This is a genomic window from Klebsiella sp. HMSC16A12, assembly GCF_001808265.1.
In the GTDB taxonomy this organism is placed as follows: Bacteria; Pseudomonadota; Gammaproteobacteria; order Enterobacterales; family Enterobacteriaceae; genus Klebsiella; species Klebsiella pneumoniae.
Map to the genome: position 1 here is coordinate 43,072 of NZ_KV792621.1, position 16,146 is coordinate 59,217.

A 16,146-nucleotide genomic window follows, 5' to 3' on the forward strand; every position below is an offset into this window, starting at 1 on the left:
TTACCTCGCAGCCTGCATGGTAGCCCACCACGCGGCATCGGCTTCCACTTCGCCCTGCTCGTTAACGTGGGGGTAAGGCAGACCTTTTTGTCTGGCGACGCGGGCCAGCACCGGATAGCCGCCTTCGAACAGCAGGCGCTGCTGCTCTTGTGGCGGCAGCATGCTGTTGGCGCGTTGGTACATCCCGGCATTCTGCCGCTGGCGCTGCGCCTCGTAGAGGATCAGCGCCGAGGCGACGGAGACGTTCAGCGACTGCACCATGCCGATCATCGGGATAATGATGTCCTGATCGGCCAGCGCCAGCGCTTCCTGGGTGATGCCGGTTTTTTCCTGACCCATCAGGATGCAGGTTGGACGCGTATAGTCGATTTCACGAAAATCGATGGCTTTGTCGGAAAGGTGAGTGGCGAGAATTTGCATGCCCTGGCCTTTCAGGTGGCCGACGGCATCTGCGATAGTGCGGTGGGTTTTAACCTGCACCCAGCTGTTGCTGCCCGCGGCGGCGGAGGCCATGGTACGCATCCGGCTGCTCGGCCAGACGGCATGCACTTCGTGTACGCCAACGGCATCTGCGGTCCGGATGACCGCAGAGACGTTATGAGGCTTATGGACCTGCTCCATGCAGACCGTCAGGTCAGGCTGACGCCTGGCGAGCATCTCGCAGATACGCTCGTAGCGCTTTGAGTTCATAAAGCTAGTTTCGGTTACGGGTGACTTTAATCACGTCCGGCATGACGCGGATTTTGCGCATGATATTCGCCAGATGCACGCGGTCGCGCGCGGTCAGGCGGATAAAGGCGCTGTATACGCGGCCATCTTTCTCTTCCGTATTCAGGCTCTGGATATTGGAAGACGCGGTGTTGATCGCCGCCGTCAGGTTAGCCAGCGCGCCCTGGTGGTTAAACATGTCCACCTTGATTTCGGTGATGAACTCCTGAGCGGTCTCTTTATCCCACTCAACCGCCATAAATTTCTCCGGCTCTTTCTGGTAGCCGCGAATGTTACGACAGGATTCATGGTGGATAACCAGCCCTTTACCCGGGCTGACGTGGGCGATAATCGGGTCACCTGGAATTGGACGACAGCACTTGGCGAAGGTGATCAACACGCCATCGGCGCCTTTGATTGGCAGATGACCGTGGTTCGACGCGTTAGCCGGCACCGGCGCCGCAGCGGCTTCGCCCTGCTGCAGGTTTTTTGCCACCACGACGCTCATGGCGTTGCCCAGACCGATTTCCGCCAGCAGATCGTCAAGCGAGGCCAGCTTCATGCGATCGAGTTCGCGCTGGATATTCTCCGGCGGGATCTCGGCGAGTTTGCGGCTTCCGCCCAGCGCGTGATTGAGCAGACGACGGCCAAGGCTAACCGAATCGTCGCGCTTAAGGTTTTTCAGCAGCTGACGGATCTTGGCGCGCGCTTTCGAGCTGACGACAAAGTTCAGCCAGGCGGCGTTCGGGCGAGCGCCCGGCGCGGTGATAATTTCGACAGTCTGACCGCTGGAGAGCGGCTGCGACAGCGGATAGGGCTGACGGTCGACGCGCGCGCCGACGCAGGCATGACCGATATCGGTATGCACCGCGTAGGCGAAGTCCACCGGCGTGGCGCCGGCAGGCAGTTCGACAATGCGCCCTTCCGGGGTGAAAACGTAAATCTCATCGGGGAACAGATCGGATTTTACGCTCTCGATAAATTCAAACGAGCTACCGGCGCTCTGCTGCAGCTCCAGCAGGCTTTGCATCCAACGCTGAGCGCGGATCTGCGCGGTGGTGCTGCTTTCGCCGCCGTGCTCTTTATAAGCCCAGTGCGCCGCTACCCCCATCTCCGCCATCTGGTCCATGTCTTCGGTACGAATTTGTACCTCGACCGGGACGCCGTGGGGGCCGATCATCGAGGTGTGCAAAGACTGATAGCCGTTAGCTTTCGGAATGGCGATATAGTCTTTAAAACGACCCGGACGCGGTTTGTAGAGGCTGTGCATCTGGCCGAGCACGCGATAGCAGATATCGGCATCATGGACGATAACGCGGAAGGCGTAGATATCCATGATCGAGTGAAAACGTTGCTCTTTGAGCACCATTTTACAGTAGATGGAGTATAGATGCTTCTCGCGACCGCTGACGCGGCAGGGGATCCCCGCTTCCTGCAAACGCCCTTCGATTTCGGAGAGGATCTTTTGAATCATCTCCTTACGGTTGCCGCGCGCGGCTTTGACCACCTCTTTAATGACGCGGTAGCGATTAGGGTACAGTGCTTCAAAGCCCAGCTCTTCGAGCTCGGTTTTGATGTGATGGATACCTAAACGGTGCGCCAGCGGGCTGTAAATTTCCAGCGTTTCGCGGGCGATGCGGCGGCGTTTATCCGGGCGCAGCGAGCCCAGAGTACGCATGTTGTGGGTGCGGTCGGCAAGCTTGATGAGGATGACGCGAATGTCCTGCACCATCGCCATGATCATTTTGCGAAAGTTTTCGGCCTGCGCCTCTTTCTTATCGCGGAACTTGAGCTTATCAAGTTTCGACACCCCCTCTACCAGCTCGGCGACGCTTTTACCAAAAAGCTGTTCCATGTCCTGATAGGTGGCGGGGGTATCTTCAATCACATCATGCAGCAGCGCGGCCATCAGCGTTTCATAGTCGAGCTTCATCTCGGCCAGAATGCAGGCTACCGCGACCGGGTGCGTGATGTAGGGTTCACCGCTTGAACGTGTCTGACCCTCGTGAGCGTCACGTGCAACGAGATACGCCTGCCGCAGACGCTTAATCTGGTCTTCCGGCAGGTAGTTTTGAATCAGCTGATTCAGGCTTTCAAACAGATACAAGGGCGACCCGCTGTGTGATTAACGACGACCTTCAGCAATCGCGGTAACGGCTTGTAATTCAGCGGCTTCCTGCTCTTGCTGTTCCTGGCGCTCACGTACGTCGAGGATCTGGTTGTTGATCAGACCTTCTTCGATTTCGCGCAGTGCGATAACGGTGGTTTTATCGTTTTCTTCCGGTACCAGCGGATCCTTTCCGCCAACCTGCATCTGACGAGCGCGACGCGCGGCGACCAGTACCAGGTCAAAACGGTTACCAATTTTCTCTACAGCGTCCTGAACAGTTACGCGTGCCATACTTAAAATGCTCCACAGGTGAAGAAATGACTGGGCATGATACTGAATGTGGGTTCAGTCTGCCAATAGTTTGGTGATTAAAGCGCCATGTCGCTGCTTTTGGCGGCTCATGCGCAGACGTTCAGCGCGGATGATATTTTTCAGGTCGCTCAGGGCGGTGTCAAAATCATCGTTCACAATCAGGTAATCATATTCCGCGTAATGGCTCATTTCCGCAACGGCCTGGGCCATCCGTTTCGCGATCACCTCTTCGCTGTCCTGGCCGCGGCCGCGCAGGCGACGGTCCAGTTCATCTTTTGACGGCGGCAGAATAAAAATACTGCGCGCGCCGGGCATGCTTTTACGGATCTGCTGCGCGCCTTGCCAGTCGATATCGAGGAAGACATCGACGCCGGTCGCCAGCACCTGCTCGATCGCTTTACGCGACGTGCCGTAATAGTTGCCAAAGACCTCTGCATGTTCCAGAAACGCGTTTTCGCCAATCATCGAGCGGAATTCGTCGTGATTCACGAAGAAATAGTGTTCGCCGTGCACTTCACCCGGACGCGGCGCCCGCGTGGTATGGGAGACCGATACCTGGGTGTCATACAACGGTTGGGTTTTTAATAAAGCCTGAATCAGGCTGGATTTACCCGCGCCGCTAGGGGCGGAAACAATATAAAGCGTGCCTTGAGCCATGAGTGTCTTTTGTATGTGGTTATCGAAAGAGGTCCTACATACGAGCCTATTATACACGTCGCCGCGGCGTGACGCAGTCATTGTCACACTTTTTGCCGCTGTTTCTTTCATTTTGCCTGCCGTTTTCCTGAATTCGCCAGCCGTTGCTGCAATGAGGCGTAAATCCTGGAAGGCGCTTCGCAAGGCGAAAAAGCTTCCGTCGCGGCTCGCGGCATTCTGCAGCAGACTCTCCGCCAGGTGATGGAGGAGGGGACTGCAATGCGTAAAGGAGGGTGGTGGCTGGCGTTAGGGATGTTCTCTGCCAGCGCGCTGGCGACGTGTCCGGACTGGCCCCCGGCCAGAGGAAGGCAGGAGACATCACGCCTTCATCAGCAAATTGTCGCCTGGAAAGAGGCTTACTGGCGGCAGGGCGCCAGCGGAGTGAGCGATGACGTTTACGACCAGCTCACCCTGCGCCTGGCGCAGTGGCGACAATGCTTTCCGGGCGCGACGCCTGAGGATGACGATCTGCCTCCGCCCACCGGCGATGCGCGTCATCCGGTGGCCCATACCGGCGTGCGCAAGCTGGCGGATGAGGACAGCGTTGCCCGCTGGATGAAAAATAAATCCGACCTGTGGATACAGCCTAAAGTGGACGGCGTGGCGGTGACTCTCGTTTATCGCCAGGGGCGTCTGGTTCAGGCCATTAGCCGCGGCGATGGTTTACGCGGTGAGGCATGGACCGCCCGAGCGCGGCAGATCCCGGCGCTGGAGAAAGTGATGACCGGTGAACTGGCCGACAGCGTACTGCAGGGGGAACTGTTTCTACGCCGGGACGGCCATGTCCAGCAGCAGGCCGGGGGGATGAATGCGCGGGCGAAAGTCGCCGGGTTGATGATGCGAGCCGACGCGGCGGCGGCGCTCAGCCAACTGGACGTCTTTATCTGGGCCTGGCCAGACGGCCCGTCGGATATGCGCCGTCGTCAGAAGCTGCTGGCGCAGGCGGGGTTTAAGTACAGCGGACAATATACCCATCCGGTGTCGCGCATCGAGCAGGTGGCGCAGTGGCGCCAGCGCTGGTATCGCTCGCCGCTGCCCTTCGTCAGCGACGGTGTGATTGTGCGCGAAGGACGCGAGCCGCCGGGGCGAGTCTGGTCGCCCGGAAAGGGCGAGTGGCTGGCTGCCTGGAAATATCCTCCGGCATCGCGGGTGATGCAGGTACGGGCGATCCGTTTCAGTATCGGCCGCAGCGGCAGACTCAACGTGGTGGCCGAGCTTGAGCCCCAGCGGCTGGATGATAAACGCGTGCAGCGGGTTAACGTTGGCTCTGTGTCCCGCTGGCAGATGCTGGATATTGGGGTTGGCGATCAGCTGCAGATCAGTCTGGCAGGGCAGGGTATTCCTCGGGTCGACGCCGTCGTCTGGCGGACGGCCGAGCGCCATAAACCGACGCCGCCGCCGGCGAAATTTAATGCGCTAACCTGCTATTTCGCCACCCCTGAGTGCAGCGAACAGTTTCTTTCCAGGCTGATCTGGTTGTCATCAAAGTCCGCCCTGAATGTCGATGGCGTGGGGGAAAATTTATGGCGCGTCATTCAGCAGCAAAACCCGATGACGCATATCTTTTCCTGGCTGGCGCTTACCGTTGAGCAGCTGCAGGCGGTGCCAGGGATTTCCGCCGCCCGCGGGCAGCACCTCTGGCATCAGTTTGATCTTGTTCGCAAACGACCTTTTATCCGCTGGGTGCTGGCGATGGGGATCCCGGTGCCGCAGGGGGCGCTGGCGCAGCTCGAAAGCGAGAACTGGCATCTGCTGGCGGCAAAAAGTGAAGCGCAATGGCGCACGCTGCCGGGCGTGGGGGAGATCAGAGCCCGCCAGCTGGTGGCTTTCCTGCACCATCCGGACGTGGTGGAGCTGGCGCAATGGCTTAGCGGGCAGCGCATCCCGGGATTTTAAGGCGGTTAGTGGGCGTCATGGGTGTAGTGGAAGACCGGTAGCCCCAGTTTCCAGCGTAGCGCCAGCATGCGGGCGGTAAAGCCGAACAGCAGTGTAGCCAGCACCACCACATCGTGGCTGCTGACGTAATGTTGCAGAGCAATATAGAGTACGGCTGCGGCAAAGGAGATCCCGGCATACAGCTCTTTCTGGAAGACCAGCGGAATGCGTTTGCAGAACATATCGCGCAGTACGCCGCCGAAGACACCGGTGATCACGGCGGCAATAGAGGCGATAACCGGGCCTTCGCCCATGTCCAGGGCGATCTGCGCGCCGATGATGGAAAACACGATCAGCCCCAGCGCGTCCAGCACCAGAAACAGCCGACGAAGGTGCGGCATCACCGGAGCGGCAATGGTCGTGAGGACGGCGGCGACGGCGACAATGATGACATATTCGGGATGCTTCACCCAACCAAGAGGATAGTGCCCCAGCAGGATATCGCGAACGGAACCCCCGCCCAGCGCGGTCGCAGTGGCGATAATGATGACGCCAAACGTATCCATCCGCCGGCGCCCGGCAGCCAGTGCGCCGGTCATGGCTTCCGCGGTGATACCGATTAAATACAGAACATGAAGCAGCATAGATCCCCCCAGGTAATGGCGGGCAGGTTAACGATTTGTGCGCAGGATCACGATTGAGATTTTCTAAAGCGAATCATTTACGCCAGGAAAAATTAATGGAAATAGTATCTGTGATGGCTTGATTTAAAGGTTTATTGATTTTTTAGGGATTTTTATTGATTAGAAAAAGTAATGCTAAGTGAAGCGATGGGTATCACTATCGAAAACACTATGATTACGCAATGTTTAAGTCTCGTCCTTTATTCTTTTATTTTTCCTTTTCAAGGCCTGAGAAAATGAGCGTCGCCGCCGGGAATAAAAATCATCTGATCCGCCTGATAGCCGTGGTATTAACCGGGATTCTGGCCGGTCTGTCCGGCATGGTTTTGGCACTAATTTTACACGCGATTCAGCACCTGGCTTTTGGTTACAGTTACGGGCAGATCGTCGGTTCGGTGTCATTTTTACAGGGCGTCACGGAGTCGTCCTGGCCACGCCGCATCGTGGCAATCGTGGCCGGCGGCGCCGTCGCCGGATTTGGCTGGTGGCTGCTTGGTCGCTATGGGCAGAGGCGGGTTTCCATTGCGGCGGCGGTGGCCAACCCCTGCGCACCCATGCCCGCGGGCACCACGACGATCCACGCGCTGCTGCAGATCGTCACCGTAGCGCTGGGCTCCCCGCTTGGCCGCGAAGTGGCGCCCCGGGAAATGGGCGCGCTGGGGGCGGGGATGGTGGCGCGTAAGCTGCGCCTGCTGGAAGATGAAACCCGCACGCTGATTGCCTGTGGGGCGGGCGCGGGTCTGGCGGCGGTCTATAACGTCCCGCTGGCCGGGGCGTTGTTCAGCCTTGAGGTCATGCTGCTGTCGTTTAGCTGGGAAAAAACGCTGGCGGCGATAATGACCTCGGCGATTGCCGCCTGGACGGCCACCCTGGGGTTAGGGGATGAATCGCAATACCATTTTGTTTCCAGCGCGCTTCCGCATTCCTTTCTCTGGTGGGCGATTCTGGCGGGCCCGATTCTTGGCACCGGCGCCTGGCTCTTTCGCAAAGCGACCAGCGCGGCGCGTTCACGCGCGCGAAGTAACTGGCAGATGCCGGTGTTCTGTCTGCTGGGGTTTTCTCTTCTTGCCATCCTGAGTCTTTATTTCCCCGAGCTTCCGGGCAATGGCAAGGGTCCAATGCAGTTGGCGCTCAGCGACGGGCTGCCTCTCTCCATGGTCGCTGTCCTGTTAGTATTGAAGATGGTGGTGATTCTGGCGGTGCTGCGCGGCGGCGCGGAGGGTGGATTGTTAACCCCAGGGCTGGCGGTGGGCGGATTGGTCAGCCTGCTGCTCTGCGCGCTCTGGCAGCTCGGCTTCCCTGGCGGTGATAAAAGCAGCTTCGCTGTGGTGGGGGCGGCCGCGTTTCTCGCCGCCTCCATGCAGATGCCGCTGACCGCGGTGGCGCTGGTGATGGAGTTTACCCACATGGATCACAGCTATCTGGCTCCGGCGCTGCTGTGCGCGGCAGGGGCGTTTTTAACCTGCCGGGCGCTGGATAAAAAATAGGCTTACCGAGCCGCGGTGAAAGTCAGGGAGGGGCCCGTTGATCCTGAAAGTAAAATCAGCCGCGTTTTTCCCTGATGGTTGCCTCATGGTTAATAAGCCATATTTTTCGTGCAATGCCGCCGCCGTAACCGGTCATCGAACCATCTTTGCCGATAATTCGATGGCACGGGATGATAATCGCGACGCGGTTAGCGCCGTTTGCAGCAGCCACCGCGCGCGTGGCCGTTGGTTTACCTATCTCCATCGCAATCGATTGATAATGCGTCGTCTCACCGAAGCTAACGTGCTGTAAACGGCGCCAGACCGCTCGCTGGAACTCGCTGCCTGGGGTATCAAGCGCCACCTCGAACGATTGACGCTGTCCGGCGAAATACTCCGTTATTTCCTGTTGCGCCTGCCTGGTGTGGGCATTTTCACCTGCGATGATGCTGGCGTTGAACCGCCGCTGCAGGTCGCTGAATTCTGACTCCAGCGCTCGTCTGTCGACAAACTCCAGCAGACAAATTCCCCGTTGCGTTGCACAAACAAACATTGGCCCTAACGGGGTGGTAAAACGATGAATTAAAACAACCTGGCGTTGTGCGCTGGGTGCGAAACCGGTCAATTTTTTGCAGGTATAGCCGAAGCCGCTTAAGGACTCGTAACCGCTATCGAAAGCGACATCGGTAGTTGAGCGGCCTGCTTTTAATTCCTGAAGCGCCATATTCAAACGCTGCATCCGTTGAAAAGCCTGAAAGGTGATCCCGTGGTTTTGCAGGAACCAGCGGCGAACGCGTTCCGGGCTAATATCGTGCTGACGTAGCTCGCTATCGCTGAGGCGGACCTTTGGAGCTTCTCGCAGCAGGCGGAGCGCTTGTTCAACAAAGGCGGGGGCCGTCCGGGCATTCTCCGTCGGGCGACAGACTTTGCATGGCCGGAAGCCGGCATCCAGCGCGGATTTAAAGTCATTATAAAATTCGACGTTTTCCCGCCGGGGTTTTCGCGCCCGACAGACCGAGATACAAAATACGCCGGTAGTTTTCACGCCGACGAAAAAAACGCCGGTGAATTCCACCGCGCGTTCAAGCAGCGCCTGATACCAGATATCGCACTGCATGCTGTCGGTAATTTTCATGGTCAAAAAACACCTGAGAAAGAGTGTTGGGTTTGCACCTGACATAATAAGTCTTTCAGTCTGGCCTGCGTCGCAGCATAAATAAAATTGCCCATCGAAATTCGTTTTACGCCCAGTGTCGATAAGGTGCTGAAGTCAGCCAGCTCAGGCATACACATTACGTTTAAGGGTAAAGGCACGTGGTGAACGATGGCGATAATATCCTCCGCGCGGGTGACGCAAGGCACAAAAAAACCGCATGCGCCGTGTTTGGCGTAGAGTTGACCGCGATAGAGCGTCTGAACCAGCGCATCTTGTACGTTGAGAAGAAAGGTATCGGTGCGGACATTAACAAACAGACCGGAACAGGCGCGGGTTATTTCCTGCAGTTTGACGGCAAAGCGCTCCGCATCGTCAAGACGACGCGTACCATCCACCACATGACTATCCTCGAGATTTATTCCACTCACGCCGAGATGCGCTAGACGCCGGATATTGTCAATGATGTGGCTGGTTGTCGCGCCGTAGCCCGCCTCTAAATCGACGCTTAACGGCAGTTCGCTAACGGTTTTGATGCGTGAGACGACATAAAACAGCTCGTCAAAACTCATCTCTTCGCCATCTTCATACCCTAACATTGCGGCGATAGCAGCGCTGGAGGATCCCAGCGCCTGATAACCAGCCTGCTGAGCAGCCTGAGCGCTGCTGGCATCCCAGACATTGGCAAGCAACAAAGGTTGGTTTTGCTGGTGAAGTGCATTAAAGTCCATTCTTTTCTCTCGCGGTAGTGTTTTCCTGACTGTGCCGCGTTGTGCTTATTTGCCACAACCGAAAACTGGACGACTATTTTTTATAAGTAGATTCTTATCATTCGCCCGTGAGAGAGATAAATAAAAAGGCCATGATTTATCATGGCCCTAGATACCGAAATACATTAACAAACGAGAAAGCGTTACTCGATATTCTGGATTTGCTCGCGCATTTGCTCGATGAGTACCTTCAGCTCAATCGCGGAGTTGGTCACCTCGGCGTTAATCGATTTTGACGCCAGGGTGTTCGATTCACGGTTGAACTCCTGCATCATAAAGTCGAGACGGCGACCCACAGCTTCTTTCTTCTTCAGAATGTTATAGGTCTCTTTAACGTGCGCTTCGAGACGGTCCAGTTCTTCGGCAACGTCGATACGCTGCGCCATCAGCACCAGCTCTTGCTCAAGGCGGTTATTTTCCAGCTGTACTTCCGCATCTTCCAGCTTGGCGACCAGGCGCTCGCGCTGCCACTGGAGAATTTCCGGCATATGAGCGCGAACTTTCGCCACTTCGCCGCTCACGCCTTCAAGCCGCTGCTCGATAAGCGCTTTCAGGGCCTGGCCTTCCGTTTCGCGGGCGACGATGAAGTCGTCCAGCGCGCCGTCAAGAGCGGCCAGAATGTCGGCGGCGATGGCGTCGAGATCCTGCTCTTTGGCGGCCATCACGCCCGGCCAGCGCAGGATATCAACCGGGTTGATTTCCCCTTCATCGCTCTGCATTTTCACCCAGTTGGCAGCGTTTACCAGCTGTTTAGCCAGCTTTTCGTTGAGGATGAGTTCACCCTGAGCGCTGGGATCTTGTTCAAAACGCAAGGTGCATTCGACTTTACCGCGAGTCAGGCGGGCGCGAATGCGCTCGCGTACCACGGGCTCCAGACTACGGAACTGCTCCGGCAGGCGGAAGTACGTTTCCAGATAGCGCTGGTTTACCGAGCGCAGCTCCCATGCGGCGCTACCCCAGTCACCCTTGATTTCACGGCGGGCATAGGCGGTCATACTGCGGATCATAGGCGTTCCTGTTTTCGTAATAATGAATGCAAGGATTATAGCCGTGCGGGCGGTGACTTAACAGGAATAGTGATGAAATACTTCAAGGACGATTGTTTTAAGGGATATCGCCGCAAAGTTATTTTCGCCAGGGGCTGTAGGTGGGGTTATATATTATGGGAATCCGTAGTTAATATTTTCTGATATTAGATGCGGGCATGGAATTCGGATGCCTTTGTATAAATTCATATACCGCCAGAAAAGCTATTCTGTGAGTTTTAGGAAGTATAACCACCAGAAATGAGATAGGGTATTACCTTTAAGCATTAGGTATGTTTTTTTTGCATTGATTACTATAAATTTATTAAAACTTTGGTGATTGTATTTATGGTGAGAATACTGTTGTATTAATTATATCTAATTGTTTTGTTTTGGCCTTTTTAAGTTTTATGCGGTATTGTCCGACTGAAAGAACGCTAGTATAGTCGTTTAAGATGAGTTCTATAAAAAGGATTTTAATATGGACGCTATCTTTGACAGAGTCGTAAGGGAATTTTTTCCAAATACAACCATACCTTTTTGGAAAAAATGGCTGTTCAGGACGGCATTTGGCAATAAGGTATTTTCTCGCTTAATATATAACGAGCGACTCGTTAATAAAAATGGGGTCGAGTGGGTTAATGCAGTTGTTGAACTCCTTGAGTTGAAATGTGAAAGCGAACACCACCAACTTAACAACATACCTGAGCATGGGGCTACGGTTGTTATTTCAAATCATCCGACGGTTATCGATGGACTTAGCTTAATACATACGGTCTCCCGAGTCAGGAGTGATATAAAAATAATAGCTAATCACGTTTTGCCAATTATATTCCCCCAGGTATCGGAACTTACCATTGGAATTGAGAATATGGCCGGTAAGATGAGCCATAAAAAATTCCGCGAGATGAACGATCACCTGCGAAAAGGAGGCGTATTGATTATATGTCCTGCGGGTAAGCTAGCTAACTGGTCTCTTTCCGGGTTACAGGAGCATAAGTGGAACCCCGGTTTTTTACAGCTTGCTATGAGAAATAATGCAGCATTGGTACCAATTCATATTACGGGAGCAAACAGTAAGATTTATTATCTTACTGCAACATTCTGGCGGCAACTGTCGAACATGATGGTTATTCGTGAAGCTCTCCGCCATCATGGCAAGACCATGAAAATCAATATAGGACAGCAAATAGCCTTATCCTCGTTTAAAGAATACAATAAAGATCTTTCTGCCGCGGCAAATGTATGTTTGACGCACCTCCAGAGTATAGCGAAGAATGGCCCGGCTCTGTTAGATACGATTGCGCCGCAAGAATTAGAACCAGGTAAAAAGGAGCTAATTAGCGCAATAGAGGAGTGCGAAATATTAAGGCAGTTTGAAGACGGTAGAAAACTAGTGATATATCGCTGTAATACTAACCGAACCTCACCTATTATTGATGAGTTAGGGCGCTTACGCGAACGCTGTTATCGCGATATTGGTGCCGGAACTGGTAACGACCGAGATAACGATGTTTTTGATGAAAGTTATTATCATATCATTTTGTGGGATCCTTCTGATGTGGAAATCCTGGGAGCATATCGTGTTATGCCCGTTGGCGAGCAGCTGGCCCAACATGGTGTAACAGGCCTCTATAGCAACAGCTTGTTTAAATACCATGATAATGCCTATTCCTGTTTAGAGAAGTGTGTGGAAATTGGCCGCGGCTTTATTCAGAAACCTTATCAAAAAAGTAAGGTGCTTGATTATTTATGGCAAGGGATATTTGACTTTATAAAAAGATATCCGGACTATAAATACTTGCTGGGTGTGCTGACCATTCCTGGAACTTTTCCTGAAAAAGTACAGAAACTCATCATCAGTTTCTATAATATATACTTTTCCTCGACAGCTGATTTTTGTACGCCGATAGCATTGTTCACTGCCGAAAATGTACAGGATGATACTCCATTTTGTGGCGAAGATTTTAGAGCAGACTGGAGCATGCTTAATCACCTGCTGAGAGAAGAAGGTTATGAACTTCCCTGGCCTTTTAAACAGAGTGCTAAATGGTTCTCCCCGGGCGGATCGTCGATTCTTGCATTCACAAAAGATGATTCTTTTAATTCGATAGCTGGGTTAAATCTGAGCTCTATAGATAAATTGAATGAAAGCTACGTTAAGCATTATTTAAGAGATTAAACTGACGATGATTGTCCGGTCCTGGAGCGAGCGTGCCTCAATCCAGACCGTAGTGATAAGGGAAATGATATGCGTATGGATGCGTTTTAATGCGAAAGCCAATAAATGTATTTATTATACTGATATCGGTGCTGATACTCACCGGGTGTGATAACAAACCAGATAACATGTTATCCGGTTATTCACATGGAGAATTTGTATACCTTTCATATTCTGGTAATGAAAAAATAGAACGGATCTTGATCAATAAAGGAGATAACGTCGCCGCAGGACAGGAGTTAGTGAAGATTGAGTCCTTCGATGCGCAAAATATTTTCCTGCGCGCTGAGGAAAAACTATCAGCAGAGAGCGCTCTATTACGAAATCTGGAATCTGGAGAACGGCCTGAAGAGCTGGATATTATACGTTCGCAGATTAAAAAAGCACAATCGGCAGAATCCCAGGTAAAGCGGCAGCTTGGGCGATATCGTAATCTTTACGCCAATCATGCCATATCGCTTGCGGAATGGGAGGATATCCGGGATGAATTAACTCAAAAAGGCGCACAGGTTGAAGAGTTAATTAATCAACTCAAAGCACGGAAACTCCCTGCCCGGCAGGATGAGATTAGCAAGCAGCGCTCAATGGTGGCCGCGGCAAAACTCGAACGGGATAAGGCGCTGTGGGATGTCCAGCAAACGACGATTGTTTCTCCGGTCAATGCTAAAGTCTTCGATATTATTTATCGTGCCGGGGAGCGCCCTTCTGCTGGTAAACCAATAATCAGTCTGTTACCTCCTGAGAATATAAAAGTACGCTTCTTTATACCCGAAGCGAAGCTCGGTAAATTTAAAATCGGATCTAAGGTAAAACTTATATGCGATGGTTGCGCTGAGCCCATTGCTGGCGTTATTAACTATATCAGCCCTGAGGCCGAGTTTACGCCTCCAGTTATTTATAGTACGAAACGTCGTGAGAAGCTCATTTTTATGGCGGAGGCTATCCCTGCGCTGCAGCAGGCAGGGCGGATGAAAATCGGCCAACCGTTTGATGTGGAGATTATTGGCGATGAATAATCTTTGTATTGATGTAAAAAATCTCAATAAACATTTTGGCGAGCATCACGTCGTAAAGGATTTCTCTTTACAGGTGGCAAAAGGCGAGATCTATGGTTTTCTCGGTCCGAACGGTAGCGGAAAAACGACATCGATTCGAATGATGTGTGGTTTGATTACGCCGGATTCCGGTGAAGGTACTTGTCTGGGTATGGATATCTTTACGCAGCGGGAAAAAATAAAAAAAAAGATAGGCTACATGACCCAGTATTTCTCAATGTGGGGAAATTTAACTATTCGGGAAAACTTACTTTTTATTGCGCGGTTATATAGCCTCGATCAGCGTAGAGATCGGGTTGAACGTGCGCTTTCTGAGTTAGGCCTCACTGCCCGACAGCACCAGCTGGCTAAGGAGCTTTCTGGGGGCTGGAAGCAAAGAATGGCCCTCGCCGCCTGTATGTTGCATGAACCTGTTTTGCTATTTCTGGATGAGCCGACTGCTGGCGTGGATCCCAAGGCGCGGCGAGAGTTCTGGCAAATGCTGCACCAGCTTTCTGACCGGGGGATCTCGATACTGGTGAGCACGCATTATATGGATGAGGCTGAGCGCTGCCATAAGGTTGCCTATCTCTCTTATGGTCGGCTGCTGGCGAATGGCACTATTGCGTCGATTATCGCCTCCCAGAATTTGATCACCATGCGAACCAGCGGCGCCGGTCTGACGCTGCTTGAAAGCCAGCTACAGCGCTTGCCGGATATTGAGCAAACGGTCATTTTTGGCAATCAGCTTTATATTACATCCAGAGATGAAGCGAAGTTAAAATCCGCGCTTTTTGCCTTTACGCAACAGGGTTATGAGTTCTGTAAGGTGGATACCAATCTGGAAGATGCATTTACCTACTTGATGAAAAATAATTGTGAAAAAAATTAATTTTAGCTTCTCCGTTACGCGGTGGATTGGCGTGGTTATTAAGGAAATTCACGAGCTACGCCGTGATAAAGTCAGCATCAGTATGGTGCTCCTGACACCTCTTTTTCAGCTGATCATTCTTGGCTATGCCATCAATATGGATCCGCATAATCTTCCGACCGCCTTACTAAATTATGATACCGAACGCATGAGTCAAATCTTTGTGACGGAAGCGCAAAATACCGGGTATTTTTCGATGATTCCTGTCGATTCAGAAGAGGCGGCGCAGAAAGCCTTTGTGCGGGGGGATGTCACTTTTATCGTGACGATCCCTGAGGGGTTTACGCGCAAGTTACTGCGTGGAGAAAAGCCACAACTATTAATTCAGGGGGATGCCATCGATCCGATCACCACGGGGAATGCGCTCAGTGCCCTTGTGCAGGTGGCGAAGTCGATGTTTCAGCACGATTTGCCGGGCGACATGCGTGTGGTGCAAAAAGAGGATGATTTCGAGCTTATCATTCATCGCATGTTTAACCCTGAGGGGATAACCCAGTTTAATACTATTCCCGGTATTATGGGGTCGATACTCAGTACAACGTTAATCTTGATGACCGCCCTGTCAATTACCCGCGAGCGAGAAAACGGGGCGTTAGAAAATTTACTGGTCTCTCCGTTGTCCGGGCTTGAGGTCATTATTGGGAAAATAACGCCTTTTGTTATCATTGGTCTGTTTCAGGCGACGTTAATCCTGATTGCCGCCGTTTTGTTGTTCGATATCCCCCTTCACGGTAGCGTCTTCCTACTATTTTTTGTGCTGTTAATTTATGTCTTTCTTTGTCTGTCAATTGGTATCGGTATTTCTGGCTTAGCACAAAACCAGCTGCAGGCGCTGCAAATGTCCTCTTTTTACTTTATCCCTTCCATTATGCTGTCCGGCTTTATTAGCCCCTTTATTAGTATGCCTGACTGGGCGAAAGCCATTGGCTCCTGTTTACCGCTGACCTACTTCATCCGCCTGGTTAAGGGCATTATGCTGAAAGGCTATTCAGCAACGGCATTGTTGCCTGACCTCTTGCCGCTGATAGGCCTGGCGGTGATTGTCATTGGCGTGGGGTTGAAATCTTATCGTAAAACGCTGGACTGACATTATCGGCGCGTCCGGCTGGAGTGGGCATAGGCTTTTTGCCATGAAATTCGTATAATGCGCCCTCACATTCGT

The 16,146-nt window shown here is 52.9% G+C and carries 15 protein-coding genes; 6 read left to right on the top strand and 9 right to left on the bottom strand.

What is annotated here, in order from left to right; all coding sequences use genetic code 11:
- The 4 genes from trmH to gmk are packed head-to-tail and all read right to left on the bottom strand — an operon-like array spanning position 1 to position 3,787.
- The gene (gene trmH / locus HMPREF3140_RS15930) at positions 1-690 is read right to left on the bottom strand and encodes a tRNA (guanosine(18)-2'-O)-methyltransferase TrmH (RefSeq protein ID WP_004181538.1); all 690 of its coding nucleotides are present in this window, start codon (positions 688-690) and stop codon (positions 1-3) included.
- A gap of 4 nt (positions 691-694) precedes the next feature.
- Positions 695-2,815 (bottom strand): bifunctional GTP diphosphokinase/guanosine-3',5'-bis pyrophosphate 3'-pyrophosphohydrolase, encoded by a 2,121-nt coding sequence (gene spoT / locus HMPREF3140_RS15935; protein ID WP_004150214.1) that lies wholly within the window; start codon positions 2,813-2,815, stop codon positions 695-697.
- Between the two features lie 18 nt (positions 2,816-2,833).
- Positions 2,834-3,109 carry a DNA-directed RNA polymerase subunit omega gene (gene rpoZ, locus HMPREF3140_RS15940; RefSeq protein ID WP_000135058.1) on the bottom strand — a complete coding sequence of 92 codons (276 nt, stop codon included), beginning with the start codon at positions 3,107-3,109 and terminating at the stop codon, positions 2,834-2,836.
- Positions 3,110-3,163: 54 nt separating this feature from the next.
- Positions 3,164-3,787 (bottom strand): guanylate kinase, encoded by a 624-nt coding sequence (gene gmk / locus HMPREF3140_RS15945; protein ID WP_002922664.1) that lies wholly within the window; start codon positions 3,785-3,787, stop codon positions 3,164-3,166.
- Positions 3,788-4,045: 258 nt separating this feature from the next.
- On the opposite strand from gmk, the gene ligB reads away from it, so the two are divergent.
- The gene (gene ligB / locus HMPREF3140_RS15950) at positions 4,046-5,722 is read left to right on the top strand and encodes an NAD-dependent DNA ligase LigB (RefSeq protein WP_032412598.1); all 1,677 of its coding nucleotides are present in this window, start codon (positions 4,046-4,048) and stop codon (positions 5,720-5,722) included.
- Positions 5,723-5,727: 5 nt separating this feature from the next.
- Here the strand turns inward: ligB and HMPREF3140_RS15955 are convergent, their stop codons facing one another.
- The gene (locus HMPREF3140_RS15955; RefSeq protein WP_002922654.1) at positions 5,728-6,345 is read right to left on the bottom strand and encodes a trimeric intracellular cation channel family protein; all 618 of its coding nucleotides are present in this window, start codon (positions 6,343-6,345) and stop codon (positions 5,728-5,730) included.
- 275 nt (positions 6,346-6,620) lie between these two features.
- Between HMPREF3140_RS15955 and HMPREF3140_RS15960 the strand changes: the two genes are divergently transcribed.
- Positions 6,621-7,871 carry a chloride channel protein gene (locus tag HMPREF3140_RS15960; protein ID WP_021440899.1) on the top strand — a complete coding sequence of 417 codons (1,251 nt, stop codon included), beginning with the start codon at positions 6,621-6,623 and terminating at the stop codon, positions 7,869-7,871.
- A gap of 55 nt (positions 7,872-7,926) precedes the next feature.
- Here the strand turns inward: HMPREF3140_RS15960 and HMPREF3140_RS15965 are convergent, their stop codons facing one another.
- The 3 genes from HMPREF3140_RS15965 to HMPREF3140_RS15980 form a co-directional block, all read right to left on the bottom strand.
- Positions 7,927-8,985, bottom strand: coding sequence for a bifunctional transcriptional activator/DNA repair enzyme AdaA (locus tag HMPREF3140_RS15965; protein ID WP_004151500.1), 1,059 nt, complete (start codon positions 8,983-8,985; stop codon positions 7,927-7,929).
- 2 nt (positions 8,986-8,987) lie between these two features.
- Complete coding sequence (locus HMPREF3140_RS15970) at positions 8,988-9,734, bottom strand: isocitrate lyase/PEP mutase family protein (protein WP_032412595.1); 747 nt, start codon at positions 9,732-9,734, stop codon at positions 8,988-8,990.
- Between the two features lie 182 nt (positions 9,735-9,916).
- Positions 9,917-10,780, bottom strand: a complete 864-nt coding sequence (locus HMPREF3140_RS15980) for a YicC/YloC family endoribonuclease (RefSeq protein ID WP_002922636.1) — start codon at positions 10,778-10,780, stop codon at positions 9,917-9,919.
- 499 nt (positions 10,781-11,279) lie between these two features.
- On the opposite strand from HMPREF3140_RS15980, the gene HMPREF3140_RS15990 reads away from it, so the two are divergent.
- Entirely contained in the window at positions 11,280-12,980 is a 1,701-nt protein-coding gene (locus tag HMPREF3140_RS15990; RefSeq protein ID WP_032412592.1) for a lysophospholipid acyltransferase family protein, read from the top strand.
- Between the two features lie 37 nt (positions 12,981-13,017).
- On the opposite strand, the gene HMPREF3140_RS28845 is transcribed toward HMPREF3140_RS15990, so the two are convergent.
- Complete coding sequence (locus HMPREF3140_RS28845; protein ID WP_004216995.1) at positions 13,018-13,149, bottom strand: hypothetical protein; 132 nt, start codon at positions 13,147-13,149, stop codon at positions 13,018-13,020.
- On the opposite strand from HMPREF3140_RS28845, the gene HMPREF3140_RS15995 reads away from it, so the two are divergent.
- The 3 genes from HMPREF3140_RS15995 to HMPREF3140_RS16005 are packed head-to-tail and all read left to right on the top strand — an operon-like array spanning position 13,109 to position 16,071.
- Positions 13,109-14,035, top strand: a complete 927-nt coding sequence (locus HMPREF3140_RS15995) for an HlyD family secretion protein (protein WP_278184983.1) — start codon at positions 13,109-13,111, stop codon at positions 14,033-14,035. The genes HMPREF3140_RS28845 and HMPREF3140_RS15995 overlap by 41 nt on opposite strands.
- Positions 14,028-14,945, top strand: coding sequence for an ABC transporter ATP-binding protein (locus tag HMPREF3140_RS16000; protein ID WP_004173902.1), 918 nt, complete (start codon positions 14,028-14,030; stop codon positions 14,943-14,945). Before HMPREF3140_RS15995 ends, HMPREF3140_RS16000 begins: the two co-directional genes overlap by 8 nt.
- Positions 14,932-16,071 carry an ABC transporter permease gene (locus HMPREF3140_RS16005; RefSeq protein ID WP_002922603.1) on the top strand — a complete coding sequence of 380 codons (1,140 nt, stop codon included), beginning with the start codon at positions 14,932-14,934 and terminating at the stop codon, positions 16,069-16,071. The genes HMPREF3140_RS16000 and HMPREF3140_RS16005 overlap by 14 nt, the downstream gene beginning before the upstream one ends.
- Positions 16,072-16,146 lie beyond the last annotated feature (75 nt).